This window comes from Actinoplanes sp. CA-015351 (genome assembly GCF_050955685.1).
Lineage (GTDB): Bacteria > Actinomycetota > Actinomycetes > Mycobacteriales > Micromonosporaceae > Actinoplanes.
This window is the reverse complement of the sequence record NZ_CP192102.1, coordinates 6,950,111-6,970,190: the sequence shown is the minus strand read 5'-3', so window position 1 is coordinate 6,970,190 and position 20,080 is coordinate 6,950,111. Positions and strand designations below refer to the sequence as shown.

Here is a 20,080-nt window from a genome sequence, read left to right as displayed (position 1 = left end):
CCCATGAGCGACATGCTGCGTGCACCTGCCGAGATCAAGTACGCCGATGAGCTGGACTGGCTCGAGTCGGTCGACGACGGGCCCAAGCCGTTCTCCTGGCGGCTCAGCCCGAAAATGGTGCGCCTCTTCATCCTTGGGTCGGAACGCGCCGACGGCCTCGACCGGGAGATCAGCTCGAAGTGGTTCGGCGACCGCAGCTTCGTCGAGCGGTCGATCGTCACCCTCGCCTCCGACCGTGGCCTGCTGCTGATCGGCGACCCCGGCACCGGCAAGAGCTGGCTGGCCGAGCTGCTCGCCGCCGCGATCAGCCGCAACTCGACGCTTGTCGTGCAGGGCACCGCCGGCACCACCGAGGACCACATCAAATATTCGTGGAACGTCTCGATGGTCATCGCCAAGGGTCAGTCCCGGGCCTCGATGATCCCGTCGCCGATCATGACGGCGATGGAGGGCGGCGTGATCGGCCGCTTCGAGGAGCTGACCCGCTCGACCAGCGACGTGCAGGACGCGCTCATCTCGATCCTTTCCGAGAAGTACGTCTCCATCCCCGAGCTGGACACCGACAACATCGTCTTCGCGAAGCCCGGCTTCTCGATCATCGCGACGGCGAACAGCCGGGACCGCGGCGTCAACGATCTCTCCTCCGCGCTCAAGCGCCGGTTCAATTTCGTACGCATCCCGGTGGTGACCAACAAGAAGAGTGAGGCGGAGATCGTCCGGTTCCGTACTGAAGAACTGCTGCGCCGGCACGACATCGAGCTGGAGGTCCCGCCGACCCTGCTCGACGTGCTGCTGCAGAGCTTCGCCGACCTGCGCGCGGCGGCCGGCTCGGCGAGCAGCGACGACGAGCGCCTGGAGTCGGCGCTCTCCACCGCCGAGCAGATCGGCGTGCTGGAGGACGCGATCCTGCACAGCAACTTCTTCGGCGCCTCCGCGCTCACCGCCGAGGCGCTGGCCGGATCACTGGTCGGCTCGCTGGCCCGGCGCAGCCCGGAAGACCTGGCGATCCTCAACAAGTACTGGCACGGCGTGGTCGAGCCGCGCAGCCGTGAGCACGGCGGCGAGTGGGACGGTTTCCTCTCCGGCGGCCGTAAGGCGATCGAGACCCTGTCGTGAGCGGTCCCTTCGACTCATTGCGGGAGCAGCTGCTCGGCGCGGCTGACGCGCTGGCCGGTGGCCCGGCAGCGCTTCCGGAGATCCTGGCCGGCATGGTCGACGACGTCGATCACGCGCTGCGCGAGCCGCTGGAGATCTTCCCGGTCTGCCATCACTCGCCGGCCTCGGCGCTCGCGATGGCCCGTCGGCTGCGGGAGAAACAGCCGAAGGTGATCTACCTGGAGCTCTGCGAGGACCTCGCGCCGCTCCTCACCGAGCTGCGCAACTGCCGTCTGCCGGTGGCGTTGCAGGCCTTCGCGTCCGAACTGGACGGCTTCCCCAAGGAATCAGCGCCGCTCAGCGTGGTCGCGCCGATCACCGAGGCCTCCGCGGAGTACCAGGCTGTCGCGTACGCGCTGGAGACCCCCGGCGTCGAGCTGGTTCTCGTCGACCGCTCCACCGACCACGTGTTCCAGTGGCAACCGGGTGCCTCCTCGCAGAAAGACGAGGACGACCTGCACGGCGACGCGGTCGGTGTGGAGATCGGCGACCTGCGGCCCCGGTTCGCCGAGCTGGAGGAGCACCTGCTGCACCACGGCCGGGTGCGGCACTGGTCCGAATGGTGGGACCAGTACGTCGAGCAGCCCCTCGCCGGTGCCGACCACGAGACGTACCGGCAGGTCATGGTGATGGTCGGCAGCCTCTTCCGCCGGCTCGCGCCACACGACACCCGGCGGTACGCGACCGACGAGGACCGCGAGCGGTACATGTGGACCCGGATCCGGGAGCACCTCGCCGCCACTGGCGCCGACCGGGCCGACTGCCTCTACATCTGCGGCGCCTTCCACGCCGCCAGCCGGGTTGCCGAAGCCGGTTCGGAGCCGGGCACGCCTGACTTCGAGATCACTGGGCGTACCGCGACGACGTGGCTCTACGGGCTCATCCCGTCCAGCCACTCGGCGATCGAGGCGCAGTTCGGCCTGGCGCCCGGCTCGGTCTCGATCGCGGCCGCCACCTGGCAGAAATCGTTGCTGCGGACCGGGGTGAGGCCGTTCTCGCTGTCCGCTAAGAAGAGCACGCGGAAAAAGGCGCCGGCACCGGTCACCGCCGGCGGGCCGGTCACCGACCAGCTCAGCGGCTACCTCTCCGGGCCGCCCGCCCTCGACGGGCTCGACGAGGAGGAACTACGCGGCTGGTGCGTCGACATCGTCCGGCTGGCCCGCCGCAACGGTTACCTTGCCAGCACGGCCGACGCCATCGCGGTCTTCGAGACGTCGGTGCTGCTCGCCGGGATGCGCGGTCGCCGGCGGCCCACCCCGTACGACTTCCAGGACGCGGCGATCACCTGCATCGAGAAGGAGACCGTCCCCGGCCGGCGCGACGTACGCCGGCTCTGCGAGATCCTGCTCGGCGGCGACCGGATCGGCCAGGTCGGGTACGACTCGCTGCCGCCCCTGGCCCGCGACGTCTACGACCGCCTCGCGCCGCTCGGGCTGAACCTCGGTCAGCGCACGATCCAGCGCGCCCTGCTCGACCTCGCCGCCCGGCCCGAGCTGGCCGCCTGCTCACGCCTGCTCTGGATGCTGCGCTACCTGCTGCCCGACCATGCGGTGCGCCCGATCATGGGATCGCGCCGGCTCGGTGCGAAACCCATCCAGGAGAGCTGGGACCTCGACATCGGCCGCCACCAGCGGACCATCATCGAGCTCGGTTACGAGGGCGTCACCGTCGAGCAGGTGCTGGAGCAACGGCTGCGCCGTGCCGCCTGGGACCCGAAAGCGACCGCCGCCACCGCACTGAAAGCGGTCGAGGACTCGCTGCTCTTCCTGACCAGCCCGCGACTCACCGACGAGCTCGGCGTACGCGCGGTGGAATTGCTGGCCGCCGAGCGCACCGTCGACGAGGCGCCGGCCGTGCTGCGCCGGATCCGCCGGCTGATGGCCCATTACCGGGCCACCGAGCCGGTGCTGCCCGGCTGGTGCGAGCGCTTCGTGACCGAGGGGTACGCGCACTACTGCACCCTGCTGCCGACCGCGTTCGTTGACGAGGACACCGGTGTGCGCCAGGTCGGCGCGATGCTCGGATTCCTCTTCAGCATGGAAAGCCTCGCGCTGTCCCTCGGCTGTGACCGCACCCAGCTGGAACTCGCCGTGCGGCAGTCGCACCCGGAGACGCCGGCCAAGACGTCCCTGCTCTGGGCGGCGCGCCACCAGCTGGGCGATCTCCCATTGCCCGACCTTCGGGTACGCGTGGACGAACTGCTCGCCAACCCACTGGTGGTCCCGGCGTTCCCGCAGTACGTCAGCGGTTTCGTGCAGGCCCTCGAACCGGTGCCGAGGCTGGCGCCGTTCGTCGTGGAGACACTGTCGAAAGCGTTCGGGCGGCTGCCCGACCCGGTCCTGCTGCCGTGGCTGCCCACCCTGATCACGACCCTGAAATCACAGGCGGCCGAGCTGGTACCGGTGCTGACCAGGGAGGCGGGCCGCACATTCCCCGGCAGTCTGCCCGCCATCGACGAGTGGACCCCACCGTGGCAATCCCGCCCAGCACCCACCCGACCCCACCAGCCAAGCGCAGCCGGCAGCCTGGCCGCAGGCAGGGTTGGCCGTCCGGGCGGCAGTCAGGGCGACAGCCTGGTCGCCGGTCCGGGCGGCAGTCTGGTCGCCGGTCCGGGCGGCAGTCTGGTCGCCGGTCCGGGCGGCAGTCTGGTCGCCGGTCCGGGCGGTAGTCCGGTCTTCGCGTTGCTGGCCGCCCACCAGCGGACGCCGGACGCGGTGACGGCCCTGCTCAGCTGCGAGGGCGACTGGGCCGAACCGGCCGAACCAGACCCGAACGCTCCGGTGCGAGCCCTCCTGTCCACCCACCCCGAACCCGGAGAGACGGTGCTCACCCTGCTCACCACGTAATTCGCCGCGATCTCAGCAAGCTGTTCCGTGCCGCCCCGCGCTGTTCCGCGCCGCCCCGCGTTGTTCCGTGCCGCCCCGCGTTGTTCCGCGCCGGCCCGCGTTGTTCCGCGCCGCCCCGCGTTGTTCCGCGCCGCCCCGCGCTGTTCCGCGCCGCCCCGCGCCGCCCTGCCCCCTCCGCTCCACCGCGTCTGGATCTTGTGGACTTCTCCGCAGACGTGTCCGCGCAACTCCGCAAGATCGAACAGGCACGGCCGATCTTGCGGAGTTGTGCGCAAACGGTTCGTCGAACTCCACAAGATCGGCGAAGCACCGCGTCGACCACGTCGGCTCTGTGAAGCACCGCGTCGACCACGCCGGCTCTGTGAAGCACCGCGTCACCACGCCGGCTCTGTGAAGCACCGCGTCACCACGCCGGCTCTGTGAAGCACCGCGTCACCACGCCGGCTCTGTGAAGCACCGCGTCACCACGCCGGCTCTGTGAAGCATCGTGTCGGTCGAACCCTGGAGACCGGTGGGGCACAGGGCACCCACGAGTCTCCAAGATTCGGCATGTCCACCTGCTGTGGTGGCAGACCGTCGCCACAAACGGCCGCGAACCACTCGAAACCGACATGCCACGGGTGGCCGTCCCGCAAACTCGTGCACTCGTGGTCGATCGGCCGGTCGAACCGCACAAGATCTTCGAGCGGCACCTCGCGCGTTGCGCCTTTTGCGTTACTTGTGCTGGTGGCCCTTGGTGCGCCGTTGTCTTGCTCGTGCTCAGAGGAGCGTGCAGGGCTTGCCGTTCAGGGTGAAGGCTGCCGGGGCCGGGTTGCTGCCGGTCCAGCTGCTGAGGAAACCGAAGGAGGCGGATCCGCCTGGAGTGAGCGTTCCGTTCCACGAGGTGTTCGTCGTGGTCACGGCAGCGCCGGATTGGGTGATCGAGGCGTTCCACAGCTGGGAGATCTGCTGCCCGCCGGTGAACTGCCAAGCCAGTGACCACCCGTTGATCGCTGCCGTCCCGATATTGGCGACCTTCACGTCGCCCTGGAAACCACCCGGCCAGCTGCCGGTGACCCGATAGGTGACCGCACACCCCGCAGCGCCAGACGCCGAGCCCGACGGCGACACCGAGCCCGACGGCGACACCGAAACAGACGGCGAAGCGGACCCCGACGGCGAAGCGGACCCCGACGGCGACGCCGAAACTGAGGACGAAGCCGAGACTGACGGCGACGGTGGGATCTTTGACGGGTCGACCACGCCCCAGTACGCCGACTTCGCCTGCAAGCGCGTGTCGAACAACAGTGGCGCGTCCTTGCGCGTCACCGGGAACGTGTCCAGCCACGTGTTGTCGTCCGCTAATCCCCACAGCGTCACCGATGTGATCTCCGAGGCGTATTTGCGGAAGAGCGCGAACGTGTCCCGATACACATACGCCTGCTGGAGCAGTCGCTCGGCCGGCGGCGTCGCGAAGTTCTCGCTACTGCTGGTGTAGATGCTGACGTCCATCTCGGTGATCTGCTGCTCGACACCGAGCGGGATGAACTTCTGGATCATCGCCTCGGACTCGGCGATCGTGGGCCAGCTGACGTTGATGTGCATCTGGTGGCCGACCCCGTCGATCGGTACGCCTTCCGAGCGAAGCTGGGCGACCAGGGCGTACAGCTTGTCGCGCTTCGCCGGGACGTTGGTGTTGTAGTCGTTGATGAACAGCTTCGCGTCCGGCAGCACCTCGCGAGCCACCCGGAACGCGGTCCGGATGTAGTCCAGCCCGGCAACGTTGAACCAGGATGAACGCCGCAGACCGTCTGACTGGTTCTCGTCGATGACCTCGTTGACCACGTCCCAGACGGCGATCGAGGTGCCGTAATGGCCGGCCACGTTGCGGATGTGGTTCTCCAGCCGGGCCAGCAGCAACTCCTTGTCCTCCGCGGTGGCCGTCATCGGCTGGCCGTCGGCGCCGGTGAAGACCCAGGCCGGCGTCTGGTTGTGCCAGACCAGCGTGTGCCCGCGGATGGCGAGCCCGTTGGACTCGGCGAACGCGATCAGCGGGTCGGCCTGTGCGTACGAAAAGGTGTTCTCCGAGGGTTCGGTGGCATCCCATTTGAGAGCGTTTCCGGGAGTGACCGAGGAGAAGTGCCGCCGGAGAAGCGCGCCGTGATCCCCGACGATCTCCGCCCCGGTGATCGCGGCACCCACCGGGAACGACGTGACGGCGTCGCGTACCGCGGGGATGTCGGTCTGTACGGGCAGCGCCGGGACGTAGGAAGCGGTCACGTCGTCGATGTAGAACGAGCCGGTCGTCGACGCCGTCTCCACGTAGACCCGGAGGAACTCGACGTCGGTCGCGAGCGTGTAGCGCCCGGTCAGGTTCACCCACCCGCCCGCGGTCACCGCCGTGTTGCCGGCCACCTGATCGTAAGCGGTCACCCCGCCGGTGCGGCGTTCGACGCTGAGCCGGGCGTTGTCCGAGGTGGACTCCATGCGTACCCAAGCGGAGATCGTGTAGGCAGTGCCCTTCTCGAAGACGTCGAGCACGTCGAGTGACGGGCCCTGCCAGGTCGCCGTGCGTCCGCTGACCGCGAGGCTGCCGGTCCCGGCGTGCGTGACGGCGGTTCTGTGCGCGATCGTCTCGGCGGACCGCCCGGACCAGCCCTGGACGGTGCCGTCCTCGAAGTCGCTGGTGAGCACGATGATCGGGGCGGGGTCCTCGGCCGCGCTCGCGACAGTGGTGATGGTGATGGCGGCGAGAGGAGCCGCGACCAGCAGGGTGGTCACGGCCAGCCGCGCGAGTGCGCGCATCTGGGTGGTCCTTCGCGTTCGGGGGTACGCGGAAAGCACAGTGACGCCCATCGTTGCATGGGAGCGCTCCCATTTCAACGCGGTGACAAACCTGTTGCGGGCGGCGCTGTATTCCATGCAGGCCCGCAGTGGGCCCGCGCGAAAGGGGTGTGCCGACAGTGCTGCTTGGACCCGAGGGCGACGGGCCCGCATCGTGCTGATCACGTCGCTGGGCGGTCCGCTGATCGCGATCGGAGAATCAGTGGTCAGCTCCTGGCTCGGCCTGGAGCTACCCTTCGGCGCGCCCCCACCTCCCGGCAACGCCCCCAAGGCCGGCGCCGCCCCCAAAGCCCGCGCCGCCCCCAAAGCCGGCGCCGCCCCCAAAGCCGGCAGCGCGGAAGAGGCCGGCAGCGTGGAAGAGGCCGGCAGCGTGGAAGAGGCGGGCGGCGTGGAAGAACTCGGCGACGAATGGGAAGCCGCCTATCAGCGTGCGTGCGCGATCTCCGGCGAGGCCGGGATCCTGCCGATCGGCACGTCGGATGCCCTGGTGATCCGGGCGGGCGGATTACCCACCGGCTACCTGCCCGGCCACCACCTGATCTTCCAGCGCGAAGCCCGCAACGCCGTGATCGACCCCCGCCGGGACGCGCTGGCCGCCGCCGGGCTGGCGCGATGGCGGCCCGCCGGAATGATCCGCGTAGACGAGCCGCTGCGCCTGTTCGACGCCGTTTTCTCCGGCGACTACGCGATGACCAGGACACACCTGCTGATCGACGACCTCGCCCCCGGCGACTGGGTGATCGAGACCGCCCGCGCCGACCCGGCCCCCGACGTCCGCTTCACCCTGATCCGCCTCACCAGCCCGGCCACCGAGGCGCGCCCGGCCACCGAGCCGAGGTCCGGCGCCGAACTCTGGCCCGGCGATGAGACGAGGCCCGGCTATGAGATAAGGCCCGGTTATGAGGTAAGGCCCGGCTATGAGTGACGAGCTGCCGATGGGGAGTGACAGGCTGCCAGCGAGTGACGGTGGTGCTCTGTCGCCCGCCGACCTTCTGGCCCGCACCCCACACGAACTCGCCCGGTGCGCGACCGCCGGCGCCGGCCCCACGACTGCCGTCCCGGACACGATGCGGTTGCTGATCATCTTTCAGGTGCTGCTCGCCATCCGGTTCGACCACGATCCGTCACCGGTTGACCTGGACAGCCTGATGGCCCGTGCACGCCTCGCCGACCTCGGCATCACCGACGAGGAACGGGCTCACGGCCTGGCGCTTCTCGGCTTTCTCACCGGCGGCCCGCCCCGGCCACCCTTCCGCATCGAACCCGCCCTCACTGTCGTCGCGGCCCTCGCCGCCCACCTGATGCGTGAGGTCGGCGCCGAGGTGCACGAGGTCACCGAGATCGTCGACGAGGTGATCGAGGAGTCCGGTGCCGATATCGATGAGATGGCGCACTCCCTCGCCACCGCAGCAAGATCGGAGTGACCGGGAACAGCCACAGGACCGTTCTGTGGCATATGGATAAATTTGCGTACCGGAAACCATCAGAAGGCTCATGGCAAATTCTAAGGAATCGCTTTTAGGGTCAAGTAATGGAAAGTCTGGCGGTCGTGCCGTGATGACGGTGCTCCGCCCGGAGGGGGTTCCCGCGCCGGAGCCCGCACCGGCGGAGCAGCAGGAAAAGCCGAAGGCCCGATGGAACACTCCGGAGCGGCGTCGCAAGCTGCTGATCGGTGCGGTCGTCATCTGGGCTGTGGCGATCACCGCGCTTGTCCTCGTACGAAATGGGGGCGAAACCGAGAGTCCTGCCGCAACCGCTCCCTCGGCCTCTCCGTCCGCTTCGGACGCGCCCCTGACCGTCGCCGAGATCGCAGAGACGCTGACTCCTTCCGTCGTGCTGATCGAGACGACCGGCCACGACTCGGCGAACCGGCTGGAGGCGGGCACCGGCACCGGTGTGATCGCCAACGCCGACGGCACGATCCTGACCGCGCTGCACGTGGTCGACGGCGCCGAGACGATCCGGGTGACATACGCGGACGGCAGCCGCTCGGCGGCCGCGATCGCGAGTGAGGACGCCACGCAGGACATCGCGACGATCGCGCCGCAGACGCTGCCGGAGACGCTGATCCCGGCCACGCTCGGTGGTGGCGCCGCGGTCGGCGACGAGGTCGTGGCGATCGGCAACCCGCTCGGCCTGACCTGGAGCACCAGCAGCGGCGTGGTCTCCGGGCTGGACCGCAAGCTGGACCGCGACGAGTCCGACGACATCGAAGGCCTGATCCAGTTCGACGCGGCGGTGAACCCGGGCAACTCCGGCGGACCGCTGATCAACACGCGGGGTCAGGTGGTCGGCGTCGTCGTGGCGCTGGCGAACCCGACCGACGCGGGCACCTTCATCGGCATCGGTTTCGCCGTGCCGATCGGCGCGGCCCTCGGCGGCGGCGGCGAAGGCAACGGCCAAGCTCCGCCCCTCTAAGGAAAAGCCCCTCTAAGAAAAGCCCCTCTCAGGAAAAAGGACTTTTACATGAGCTGGACCGACGCGCCGGCGGCCTCCGCAGGCCCGATCGAGAAAGTCCTCTACGAGGTCAAGAAGACCATCGTGGGCCAGGACATCCTGCTGGAGCGGCTGATCGTGGCGCTGCTCGCCCGCGGGCACATCCTGGTCGAGGGCGTGCCCGGCCTGGCCAAGACGCTCGCCGTGAAGTCTCTGGCCGAGGCGATCGGCGGCGACTTCCACCGGGTCCAGTTCACCCCTGACCTGGTGCCCGCCGACATCGTCGGCACCCGGGTCTACCACCAGCCGACCGGTGAGTTCCAGGTCCAGCTCGGCCCGGTCTTCACGAACCTGCTGCTCGCCGACGAGATCAACCGCGCCCCGGCGAAAGTGCAGAGCGCCCTGCTGGAGACGATGCAGGAACGCCAGGTCACGATCGGCCGCGAGACACACAAGCTGCCGAACCCGTTCCTCGTGATGGCGACCCAGAACCCGATCGAGAACGAGGGCGTCTACCCACTGCCTGAGGCGCAGGTCGACCGCTTCATGATGAAGGTGGTGGTCGGTTACCCGAGCATCACCGAGGAGTTCGTGGTCGTCGAGCGGTCCCTCGCTCCGGCCGCCGTGATCCAGAAGATCATCAACCCGGAAACGCTTGTCGAGCTTCAGCAGCAGGCCGACCGGGTCTACGTCGACCCGTCGCTCATCGAGTTCGCGGTGAACCTCGCACACGCCACCCGCGAACCGGCCCGGGTCGGCCTCACCGACCTGGCGCGCTACGTGACGTACGGCGCCAGCCCTCGATCGTCGATCAGCCTGGTGCTGGCCGGACGGGCGCTCGCCTTCATCCGCGGCCGGGAATACGTGGTGCCCGAGGACCTCAGCGACCTGGCTCCGGACGTGCTGCGGCACCGGCTCGTCCTGTCGTACGAAGCGCTCTCCGACGAGGTCACCCCCGACCTGATCATCTCGAAGATTTTGGCGAACCTGTCCTTCCCGGAACCTCGGGGCCGCTAGATCATGGTGACAGCGCCGGATCGGCTGCTGCGGCGCCTCGAGTGGAAACTCGGGCGCCGCCTCGACGGGCGCCTCCAGGGCGCGTACCGCACGGTGTGGCACGGCACCGGGCTCGACTTCACCGACCTGCGCGCGTACTCGCCGGAGGACGACGTCCGGCACATCGACTGGAACGTGACGGCCCGGCTCGACGAGCCGCACGTCCGGCAGTACACCGAGGACCGCGAGATGACGGCCTGGTTCGTCGTGGACCGGTCGGCCTCGATGAGATTCGGTGGCAACGACGGCAAGGAATCGGTCGCCGGCGAGCTGGCGATCAGCCTGGCCAGGCTGATCGCGCAGGGCGGTAACCGGGTCGGCGCGATCCTGTTCGACAACGACACCAAGAAGGTCATCCCGCCACGTGGTGGCCGGGATCAGACATTGCGAATCGCGCGTGAACTCACCCGGTCGCAGACCTCGAAAGAGCAGAAAACAACGGACTTGGGGGAAATGCTCCGCCTGGCCGCCACGACCACCTCACGCCGCCGCAGCCTGATCTTCGTGATGTCCGACTTCATCGGCGATCCGGGCTGGGAACGATCACTCGCCATGCTCACCCACCGGCACGAAGTGGTGGTGATCCGGGTCGTCGACCCCGCCGAGCTGGAACTTCCCGACCTCGGCCTGGTGCTCGTCGAGGATGCCGAGACCGGTGAGCAGATCCTTGTCGACACGAGCGACCCGCTGCTGCGTACCCGGCTCGCCGATCAGGTCGGCGCCCGCGAGGAAGCCCTCGCCGAGAACATGCGCAAGGCCGGGGTACGCCCGCACCGGGTCACCACCGACCAGGACCTGCTCGCCGTGCTGGTCGACATGGTGAGGCGGTCCGGACGATGACTTTCCTGTACCCTCTGGTGCTCGTCGCCGCGGTCGTGCTGACCGGCGCGGCGATCTACGGGTACGTCACGCTGCAGCGTCGCCGGTCCGCCGCGCTCTCCGCTGCCGGTTTCGGCACCCTGGCCGGTGGCGGTGTGCGGCGGCACCTGCCGTACGCACTCCTGCTCGCCGCCCTGCCGGTCATGCTGATCGGGCTGGCCCGTCCACAGGCCGAGGTGTCCGTGCCCCGGGTCTCCGGGACCGTGCTGCTCGCCTTCGACATCTCCAACAGCATGACCGCCGAGGACGTCTCACCGAGCCGGATCTCCGCCGCGCAGACCGCCGCTGCCGGTTTCGTCGAGGAGCAGCCGGACACGGTGGACGTCGGCGTGCTCGTCTTCGGCGACCAGGCCCTGCTCACCCAGGCGCCGACCGCTGATCACGCGGCCGCCGTCGCCGCGATCGAGCGGGTCAAGGCGAGCGGCGGCACCTCGCTGGGCCAGGCGATCCTGGTCGGGCTGGGCACGATCACCGGCAAGCCGGTGGCCCTCCCCGAAGAGGGTGGAGCAGCACCGGACCTGGGTTACTGGCCGTCCGCCACGATCGTCGTCTTCTCCGACGGCGAGGAGACCGGCGGACCCGACGTCGAGGCAGCCGCCGAACTCGCCGCGGCTGCCGGCGTACGGATTCAAACCGTCGGCGTGGGCACCGCGCAGGGTGGCACCGTCGAGGTCGACGGCTTCCAGCTCGGCACCGCGCTCGACGAATCGCTGCTCACCGCGATCGCGCAGGTCACCGGTGGCACGTACCACGAGGCCGGTGACGCGAGCACGCTCGCCGACACGACCAAGTCGATCGACCTGCGGCTCACCACCGAGAAGGAGCCGCTGGAGCTGACCGCGCCGTTCGCCGCCGCGGCCCTCCTGCTGCTGACGCTCGGCGGGTTCCTGAGCACCCGCTGGCACGGAAGGATCGTCTGATGTCGCTGAGCTGGCCGTGGGCACTGCTCGCGCTTCTGGTCGTACCGTTGCTGTTGCTCGCTCGCTGGCTGCTGAACCGGCGCCGCAAGCGGACCGCGATCACCGTCTCCTCGGTGGCGCTGATCCGTGCGGCGCTGCCCGGCCGCACGGCGTGGCGTCGCCGCATCCCGGTCTTCCTGTTCCTGGCCGGCCTGCTGGCCGTCGCCGGCGCGATCACCCGGCCGCAGGCCTCGGTGGCCGTGCCGTCCAACAACACCACGATCCTGCTGGCCATCGACGTCTCCGGCTCGATGTGCAACACCGACATCGCCCCGAACCGGCTCGCCGTGGCCGTCGACGCGGCCCGCGAGTTCGTCGAGGCCCAGGAGGGCGACACCAAGATCGGTCTGGTCGCGTTCTCCGGCATCGCCGGTCTGCTGGTCGCGCCCACCTCGGAGAAGCAGCCGCTGCTCGACGCGATCGACACCCTCAAGACGTCCCGCGGCACCGCGATCGGCCAGGCCATTCTGACCTCGGTCGACGCGATCGCCGAGATCAACCCCGACGTGCCGGCCACCGGAGCGGAACTCGGTGGCACGACGACACCCGACCAGCAGCAGGACTACGAGCCGGACACCATCGTCGTGCTCACCGACGGCTCGAACACCACGGGCGTCGACCCGGTCACTGCCGCTCAGGAAGCCGCAGCCCGCCGCCTGCGCGTCTACACGATCGGCTTTGGCACCACCGAACCCCAGCAGCTCGTCTGCACCGCCGACCAGGTCAACGGCGACTCCCCGTTCGGTAACAGAGGCAACGGCGGTGGCGGCTTCGGCGCGGGCGGCGGCCGCGGCGGCGCCCGCGAAATCGACGAGGAAGCACTCACCCAGGTAGCCGACCTCACGGGCGGCCGCTACTTCAAGGCCGAGGACGCCGAACAACTCACCGACGTACTCGGCGATCTCCCCAGCGAATTCGGCGTCACCACACAAGACGTCGAGATCTCCTCCTGGTTCCTCCTCGCCGGCTTCCTCCTGGCCGCGAGCGGCGTCACCCTCTCCCTCTGGTGGAACCGAGGCCCGCGCCCTTGACCCTTTTTTTGATACGCACAAAGCCGCCCCAACCGCATCAACGGCCTCCCGTGGTTTCTCGACACCTGGCGGCCCCTCCCGCCGGCGCACTTCGCCGCCGGCCCCGGCGCCCCCTCACACACCCGGAGTGGGTGCCGCTTTGCCCACTGTCACGGGGGTCATGATGGCTTCGGGGCCGGGGAGGGGCGGTTACGCGTACCCAAGGGGCCGGTGTTTATGATCTTGCCGCGTGATCCACAAGAAACTGTCCATAGTGGCAGCAATAGGATTGATCGCCTCGAATGTGATGCTGGGTGCGAGCCCGGCCCGCGCCGATGAGGTTCCGGAGACGGTGGCTGAGCCGCCGCGGGTGGAGCTGGTGCTCGACGTCAGTGGCTCGATGCGGGCCGACGACATCGACGGGGCGACCCGGATCTCGGTGGCCAAACAGGCTTTCAACGATGTCGTCGACGCGCTGCCGGAGACGACGCAGCTCGGTATCCGGGTGCTCGGGGCCACCTACGGCGGTGAGAACAAGAAGGTCGGCTGCAAGGACACCCAGCAGATCGTCGAGGTCGGGCCGGTCAACCGGGTAGCCGCCAAGAACGCCATCGCGTCGTTGAAGCCGACCGGTTTCACCCCGATCGGACTCGCCCTGCGTAAGGCGGCCGAGGACCTTGGTGACACCGGATCGGTACGCCGCATCGTGCTGATCACCGACGGCGAGGACACCTGCACCCCGCCGGACCCGTGCACCGTCGCCCGTGAACTGGCCGCCCAGGGCACCAGCCTGGTCATCGACACGCTCGGGCTCACGCCGGACGAGAAGACCCGCAAGCAGCTTGTCTGCATCTCCACGGCGACCGGTGGGACGTACGCGGCAGCGGACAGCGAGGAGCAGCTGACCGAACGGATCAAGCAGGTGGTCGACCGGGCCGCGCTGCCGCCGCCGGTCGTTCCGGCTGCGGTGGCCGGTGCCGAGGACTGCACGACGGCGCCGCTGCTGGCGGCCGGCGTCTACACCGACCGGGAGCTGATCGGGGAACACCGGTTCTATCGGGTCGACGTCGCGACGGGGCAGGAGCTGCGGGCGTCGGTGAGCATCGCGTTGGACCGCGAACTGAACCGTGACTACGGGGTACTGCTCAAGGCGGCCACGGCCGGCGGGCGCGAGCTGGTCCGTGGCGTCGACGCGGGCAGTGGACGCTCTGACGTTTTATCGACAGGTTTACGCTGGTCCACCGATATTTCCGAAAAATCATCTGAATCCGTCTGCCTCATCGTCAGCAACTCGTTCGCCTCGAAGACCGCCGCCGGCGCACCCGGCATGCCCCTCGAACTCAGCATCGACCTGGTCGACGCCTCCCAGGCCCCGGACGCACCCGGCCTCGGACGCGGCTGGCTGCTGCTCTTCGTGCTCGCGATCGCGGGCCTCGTAGCCGGTGTCCTGGCCGGCTGGCTGACCCGCTGGTGGGTCGCCAAGTGGAGGGAGAACTGACATGCGAGCCGTTCAGACAACCGCTGCTGCTGCTGCTGCTGCCGCCGCTGCTGCCGCTTCTGTGTCGCTGGTGTTCGGCATCCCGTCGGTGGCGTTTGCCGCGCCGTCGCCCGCGCCCATTCCCGCTGTCAGCAGCGCCGGCACGTCGTTCCTCACCGCCGTCACGATCTCCCCGGCCCAGCCGGTCCGCGTCAGCGCCGTGACCGGTGACTATCTTTACTGGTCGTTCAGTGCGGCCGCCGGCGAGAACCCGGAGCTGGCCGCCACCGTCGGCCTGCCCGAACGGACCGGCGCGCAGTCCTGGACCGTCGAGGTCTTCGACGGCCTGCGCCGCAGGCAGGCCTGTGTGGCCGGCGAGCAGAACCCGATCGCCGAGACCGCGGCCACCTCGGTGACGCTCGGTTGCCGGCTGCGGCAGGTGCGGTCGTGGGCCGAGCCGTGGGACGGTGACCCGTTGCCGGGTACGTACTACGTGCGCCTGTCCACCACCGAGATGCCTGAGCAGGACCTCGGCCTACCGGTCACCGTCGATCTGACCCTGACCGCCGCTCGTGGTGATACCGGGGCTGACCAGGGTGAACTCGAAGCGCCACTGGTTCCGGTGAACCGGCCGGGTGAGGTGCTGACGGCAAGCCCGGTCGCGTCTCCGTCGGCGTCGGCCGACTCCTCAAGGCTCTCGCTCTCAGCGGATGGGGTGCCGGAGTTCTCGTCCCGCTGGGTGTGGACGGTCGGCGGCGGCGTGCTCGCCGCGATCACCGGCTTGATCGGCTTCTCCTGGACCCGGCGCCGCCGGGCCTGACCCGCGCCCCGGGGTTAAGGCTGCCGGGTTAAGGCCGCCGGGTGCAGGCTGCCGGATTCAGGCCGCCGGGTGCAGGCTGCCGGATTCAGGCCGCCGGGTGCAGGCTGCCGGATTCAGGCCGCCGGGTGCAGGCTGCCGGATTCAGGCCGCCAGCTTCAAGGCGCTTGGCTCAGAAGGCGGTCACGGGCGGAGGCGGCGCAGGGTGCTGCCGGTTGCCTGTTTGCACAGGTACTCGGCGCGCTCATAGGAGAGCCGCCTCCGCCCGGTCACCGGGCAGAGATCCCGGGTCGCTGCTGGGCGGCCCGGTCCGGGCCGTCGTTCGGAGAGAAACACAGGGCCATGGGTACGCTCGGCGATGAGCTCGGTCAGCAACCGGGCTGTCGCCGATCGCCATGACACCACGCCGGTGATCGTCCGCCGATCGTCGAGATCCAGGTCTTCGATGTCGAGGGCGAGGATCGCCGTGATCGGGGCGCTGGATTCCCTGACCATCGTCCAGAGTGTCCGTTCCCGGAGTGGTGCACTCTCCGGCCACGTGGTGGTACCGGCAGCCGGGGGCGACGTGACGACGAGCGGCTGGAGCATTCCGGATATTTCCGGAACATTAGCCCAGGTGGCGAATGACCGCAGAGCCGCCACGTGCCGGTTCCACCCACGGGGCATCGCGTCCGCCCACAGCACCTGACAGGCTTCGTGAACCCGGGCCGCGGTCAGCTCGGACAACGGGGTGCGCTCGCCGAGAACCCGGGCGATTCGCGACAGCGTCTGACCATAAGCCCTGGCGGTGGCCGGGCTGTTCACCCCAGGACTCGCGAGGAACGCGGCCGTCGCCTCACCGAGACTGCGCCCGCCGACCTCCGGCAACAATGCCGCCCGGGCCAGCAGGAACTCCCGTTCGGCCGTGTTGGCGGTCAGCCCGGCGGCCCGCTCCAGCTCGTGCCGCGCCTCGGTCACCCGGCCGAGCCTGCGCAGCAGATCACCGCGAACGCTCGGCAGCAGGTGGTAATCGGTCAGCCGTGGATCGGCCCGCAGTTCGTCGATCAGGTCGAGGCCGGCCTGCGGCCCACGGGCGAAACCGACTGCTACGGCCCGGTTCAGGCGTACCACCGGGGTCGGCATCAGCCGGACGAGCGCGTCGTAGAGTGACGCGATCCGGGCCCAGTCGGTGTCCTCAGCGGTCCGCGCCTGCGCGTGACAGACCGCGATGGCCGCCTGCAGCACATAGGGTCCGGCCTGCGGGGGTGGCCCACCGGACGGCCGGGCCAGCTCGCCGGCCTCTCGGGCCTCTCGGGCCTCTCGGGTCTCTCGGGCCTCTCGGGCCCGCAGCATCGCCGCGAAACCTCGGCGGATCAGCAGTTGGTCCCACCGGCCGCGGTTCTGCTCGTGCAGTTGCACCGGCTCACCCGACGGGCCGGTTCGTGCGGCCGACCGGGACTGCTGGATCTCCATCAGCGCGACCAGCCCGTGCGCCTCCGGCTGGTCCGGTGCCAGCCCGGCCAGCAGCCGGCCCAGCCGCAACGCCTCCAGGCACAGGTCAGCGCGGATCAGATCATCACCGGACGTCGCCGAGTAGCCCTCGTTGAAGATCAGATAGACGACCTCCAGGACCGACGCCAGCGGGGCGGACGGTTCGTAGGCCACCCCGGCATCGGCCAGGGTGCGTTTCGCACCGGCGATCCGCCGGACGATCACCGGCTCGGTGACCAGAAAAGCCCTGGCGATCTCCGTCGTGCTCAATCCCGCGACCACGCGCAAGGTGAGTGCCACCCGAGCTTCAGGCTGGAGTACGGGGTGACAAGCCGTGAACATCAGCCGGAGCACATCGTCGTCGGCCGGTTCCGGCGCCTGTTCCGGACCGTGGGTGAGAGGTTCGAGCCTCGTGGTGCGCCGCAGGTGATCGACGGCCCGGCGCTTCGCGATGGTCATGAGCCACGCGCCGGGGTTGTCCGGAACGCCGTCCACCGGCCACCGCTGCAACGCCACAACCAGCGCGTCCTGCGCGAACTCCTCAGCCAGCCCGACGTCGTGAACCATCCGCAGCAGCCCGCCGACGATCCGCGCGGCCTCCTGCTTCCAGACAGCCCCGGCCACCGCCGCCACGTCGGGCGTACTGGCGCCGGCCGCCATGTCGGGCGTGCCGGCGCCGGTCGCCAGGTCGGGCGTGCCGGCGGTGGCCGAGGTCTCGGTCACGGGCCGAACACCTGGTGGATCAGCGTCTCCCCGTCACCCACGATCTTCCGGAACCGGCGGCCGAGCTCGACCGCCTCCTCCTTCGACCGGACCTCCACCAGCGCGAACCCGCCGATCGCCTCCTTGGCCTCGGTGAACGGCCCGTCGGTGATGGTCAGCTCGTCACCCGCCGACTCCATCTTGAACCCGGCCGGGTCGAGCCCGCCGGTGGCGAGCAGCATGCCGGAGGCGGTCAGCTCCTCGATGAAGGCGCCCATCTCAGCGAACAGCTTCTCGTCCGGCTCGGCGCCGTGGGCCTTCTGCAGCATCAGGTAGCGCATCGTCCTTCTCCCTCACATCGGTGTAGTTCTGCCCCAGCGTCGATCCAGCCCATGTGACAGGTAATCGAACCATTACCTGTCAGGTGCTGGTAGCCGACGCCAGGGCAAACCCCGACGACGAGGAGCCCCAAATGCCAGCAGAAGCCAGCACCCCACTCGCCATCACCGCTGACGGAACCACGCCCGGCGAGCCCGGGTCGTCCGTGCCGACCACGATGAGCGGGCACGCGCTGGGCCACATGGCCGCCGGTTCGATCACGTTCATCGCGCTGATCGCGGCCTGCTACGTCCTCGCCCGGCGGTACCTGGCCGCGGGTTCCCGCACCCTGGCCGCGGGTTCCCGCACCCTGGCCGCGGCCGCCGCACTGTCCGGCACGGCGCTGCTGGCCGGCGACCTCTGGGCCATGTCCGGTGGTGCCCTCGGCACCCTGACCCTGGCCGTAGGCGCGATCACCGCTATGTGCTTCCTGTCGGTCGCCGCCCTGTGGCCCCGACCCTGAATAGTCGCTCGTGCCGGTCGAGCCGTGGCCCAGATAGGTCATCCGGCTTGATGACCTCGCTGGGCTACGGCTCGGCTTTGTGGCGGTGAGGGGGCGCCGGGGCCGGCGGCGAAGGGCGCCGGGGGGAGGGGCCGGCAGGTGTCGGGAGGCCACGGGAGGTGGTTGATGCGGTTGGTGGGATTTGGGGCGTACCGAAAGAAAGGTGCTGTTAGAGGCGCTGCAACTGGGTGACCACCATGGCGATCGCGAAGAAGCCGTAGAAGGCGATGGCGATGAGCATTCCGCCCAGGCGCCAGCCGCGCAGGCGGATCGCGGCGGGGAGATCGCGGGTGTTGAGGCGGACCAGGAGGATCGAGTAAAGGAGGGTGACCACTGACGCGGCGCAGGTGGAGACGATGAGCAGGCCGAGGGGCTGGGTGAAGCCGGCCAGCAGGATCGCGGAGCCCAGGAAGATCTCGGCCCAGACCACCGCGAGGTAGACGCGGGATTCGGTCCAGCGGGCGGAATCGGTCAGGTACGTGCGGCGCAGGAAGTCGGAGGCCAGCCGGCCGATGATGTCCAGGAGGCCCATCGCGGCTGCCCAGAGGGAGACCGCCGCTACCGCGAGGAAGAGCAGGCGCAGCCAGCCGCCCACCTCGGCGGAGAAGATCTCGCCCTGGATCCGGAGGAAGGACGGATCCGACTTGAGATCGTCGCGGCCGAAGAGGGTCTCGTACGCGAGCAGGCTCATGACGCTGATCGTCACGAAGCAGACCGCTACGAAAGTGGCCAGATGCTCGATGTTCGCGCGCTTCCACCAGGTGGCCCAGCGGCTCAGCGAAGCCTCGTCGACCGGGAACTGGTAACGGTCGGCGCCGGCCGCCTCCTCCTGGCCGGTGATGGGTGAGATCAGGCGGGGCACGTGCGCGCCCATGCCGTAACGCTTGTCGCGGATCCAGTTCGAAAGAACCAGATTGTGTACGCCACCCGCGCCCGCGGCACCGATCGCGCTGAGGATCAGGGTGAACGTGATGCCCTCGGGGATCTGACCGAAATCGGTCACGGTGGCCTTCGCGCCCTCGCCCCACGTGCTCAGCGAGATGACGAAGACGACCACGACGGCGAGGAAGAACAGCGTCAGGGCGACCTTGACGACCTCGACCCGCTCGACCGTCTTGTAGATCACTTTGGACACGCTGAGCAGGGCGCCGACCAGGACCAGGCCGATCACGGTGATCCAGACCGGGTCACCGCCGCCGAACAGGTACGTGAAAACCGTGGACCCGCTCGTCGCCCAGCCGGGCCAGACGTACTGGAAGGCGCCGGCCAGGCAGATGATGATGCCCCAGCCCTTCCACCAGCGAGAGAAGCCCATCAGCGCGGTCTGGCCGGTGGCCAGGGTGTATCGCTCGATCTCCATGTTGATGACGAACTGCACGGCCAGGGTGGTGAAGGCGAGCCAGAGCAGGCCCAGGCCGCCGATCGCGGTCAGGTACGGCCAGAGAATGATCTCGCCGGCCGCCATGCCGATGCCCACGGCCACGATGCCGGGGCCGACCATGCGTCGAAGGGAGAGGGGTTCCGGGAGTTCCCGGGTCGTCGTATCGGTAAGCATCTTGATGCTCCTGGA

Annotated in this window: 16 protein-coding genes; 12 read left to right on the top strand and 4 right to left on the bottom strand. The window is 69.2% G+C overall.

The annotated features are described in order from the left end of the window. Positions 1–3 precede the first annotated feature (3 nt). Both ACQP2E_RS31565 and ACQP2E_RS31560 read left to right on the top strand, forming a co-directional pair. Entirely contained in the window at positions 4–1,116 is a 1,113-nt protein-coding gene (locus tag ACQP2E_RS31565) for an ATP-binding protein (protein WP_433826614.1), read from the top strand. Then, a complete protein-coding gene (locus tag ACQP2E_RS31560) occupies positions 1,113–4,001 on the top strand; it encodes a DUF5682 family protein (RefSeq protein WP_433826613.1) in 2,889 nt (962 codons plus the stop codon). Before ACQP2E_RS31565 ends, ACQP2E_RS31560 begins: the two co-directional genes overlap by 4 nt. Before the next feature lie 759 nt (positions 4,002–4,760). Here the strand turns inward: ACQP2E_RS31560 and ACQP2E_RS31555 are convergent. Then, entirely contained in the window at positions 4,761–6,785 is a 2,025-nt protein-coding gene (locus tag ACQP2E_RS31555; RefSeq protein WP_433826612.1) for an endo-1,4-beta-xylanase, read from the bottom strand. 193 nt (positions 6,786–6,978) lie between these two features. Here ACQP2E_RS31555 and ACQP2E_RS31550 point away from each other — a divergent pair, with 193 nt between their 5' ends. The 9 genes from ACQP2E_RS31550 (at position 6,979) to ACQP2E_RS31510 (ending at position 15,461) form a co-directional block, all read left to right on the top strand. Further along, the gene (locus tag ACQP2E_RS31550; RefSeq protein ID WP_433826611.1) at positions 6,979–7,749 is read left to right on the top strand and encodes an Imm21 family immunity protein; all 771 of its coding nucleotides are present in this window, start codon (positions 6,979–6,981) and stop codon (positions 7,747–7,749) included. Next, on the top strand, positions 7,742–8,248 hold the full coding sequence (locus ACQP2E_RS31545; protein WP_433826609.1) for a hypothetical protein: 507 nt from the start codon (positions 7,742–7,744) through the stop codon (positions 8,246–8,248). The genes ACQP2E_RS31550 and ACQP2E_RS31545 overlap by 8 nt, the downstream gene beginning before the upstream one ends. Positions 8,249–8,381: 133 nt before the next feature. Beyond that, the gene (locus ACQP2E_RS31540; RefSeq protein WP_433826608.1) at positions 8,382–9,242 is read left to right on the top strand and encodes a S1C family serine protease; all 861 of its coding nucleotides are present in this window, start codon (positions 8,382–8,384) and stop codon (positions 9,240–9,242) included. A gap of 48 nt (positions 9,243–9,290) precedes the next feature. Beyond that, positions 9,291–10,277: an AAA family ATPase gene (locus ACQP2E_RS31535; RefSeq protein ID WP_433826607.1), complete on the top strand. Its 987-nt coding sequence runs from the start codon at positions 9,291–9,293 to the stop codon at positions 10,275–10,277. 3 nt (positions 10,278–10,280) lie between these two features. Continuing rightward, positions 10,281–11,156: a DUF58 domain-containing protein gene (locus tag ACQP2E_RS31530; RefSeq protein WP_433826605.1), complete on the top strand. Its 876-nt coding sequence runs from the start codon at positions 10,281–10,283 to the stop codon at positions 11,154–11,156. Continuing rightward, a complete protein-coding gene (locus ACQP2E_RS31525) occupies positions 11,153–12,115 on the top strand; it encodes a VWA domain-containing protein (protein ID WP_433826604.1) in 963 nt (320 codons plus the stop codon). The genes ACQP2E_RS31530 and ACQP2E_RS31525 overlap by 4 nt, the downstream gene beginning before the upstream one ends. Further along, complete coding sequence (locus ACQP2E_RS31520; protein ID WP_433826602.1) at positions 12,115–13,185, top strand: VWA domain-containing protein; 1,071 nt, start codon at positions 12,115–12,117, stop codon at positions 13,183–13,185. Before ACQP2E_RS31525 ends, ACQP2E_RS31520 begins: the two co-directional genes overlap by 1 nt. Positions 13,186–13,414: 229 nt before the next feature. Then, entirely contained in the window at positions 13,415–14,662 is a 1,248-nt protein-coding gene (locus tag ACQP2E_RS31515) for a VWA domain-containing protein (RefSeq protein WP_433826601.1), read from the top strand. Position 14,663: 1 nt separating this feature from the next. Then, positions 14,664–15,461: a peptidase gene (locus ACQP2E_RS31510; protein ID WP_433826600.1), complete on the top strand. Its 798-nt coding sequence runs from the start codon at positions 14,664–14,666 to the stop codon at positions 15,459–15,461. 180 nt (positions 15,462–15,641) lie between these two features. Here ACQP2E_RS31510 and ACQP2E_RS31505 read toward each other — a convergent pair whose 3' ends face one another. Then, positions 15,642–17,651 (bottom strand): DUF6596 domain-containing protein, encoded by a 2,010-nt coding sequence (locus ACQP2E_RS31505; protein ID WP_433826599.1) that lies wholly within the window; start codon positions 17,649–17,651, stop codon positions 15,642–15,644. After that, positions 17,648–17,971 (bottom strand): YciI family protein, encoded by a 324-nt coding sequence (locus tag ACQP2E_RS31500; RefSeq protein ID WP_433826598.1) that lies wholly within the window; start codon positions 17,969–17,971, stop codon positions 17,648–17,650. The genes ACQP2E_RS31505 and ACQP2E_RS31500 overlap by 4 nt, the downstream gene beginning before the upstream one ends. A 131-nt stretch (positions 17,972–18,102) precedes the next feature. Between ACQP2E_RS31500 and ACQP2E_RS31495 the strand changes: the two genes are divergently transcribed. After that, positions 18,103–18,471: a hypothetical protein gene (locus ACQP2E_RS31495; protein ID WP_433826597.1), complete on the top strand. Its 369-nt coding sequence runs from the start codon at positions 18,103–18,105 to the stop codon at positions 18,469–18,471. A 208-nt stretch (positions 18,472–18,679) separates the two neighbouring features. Here ACQP2E_RS31495 and ACQP2E_RS31490 read toward each other — a convergent pair whose 3' ends face one another. Continuing rightward, positions 18,680–20,065 carry an Nramp family divalent metal transporter gene (locus tag ACQP2E_RS31490; RefSeq protein WP_433826596.1) on the bottom strand — a complete coding sequence of 462 codons (1,386 nt, stop codon included), beginning with the start codon at positions 20,063–20,065 and terminating at the stop codon, positions 18,680–18,682. Positions 20,066–20,080 lie beyond the last annotated feature (15 nt).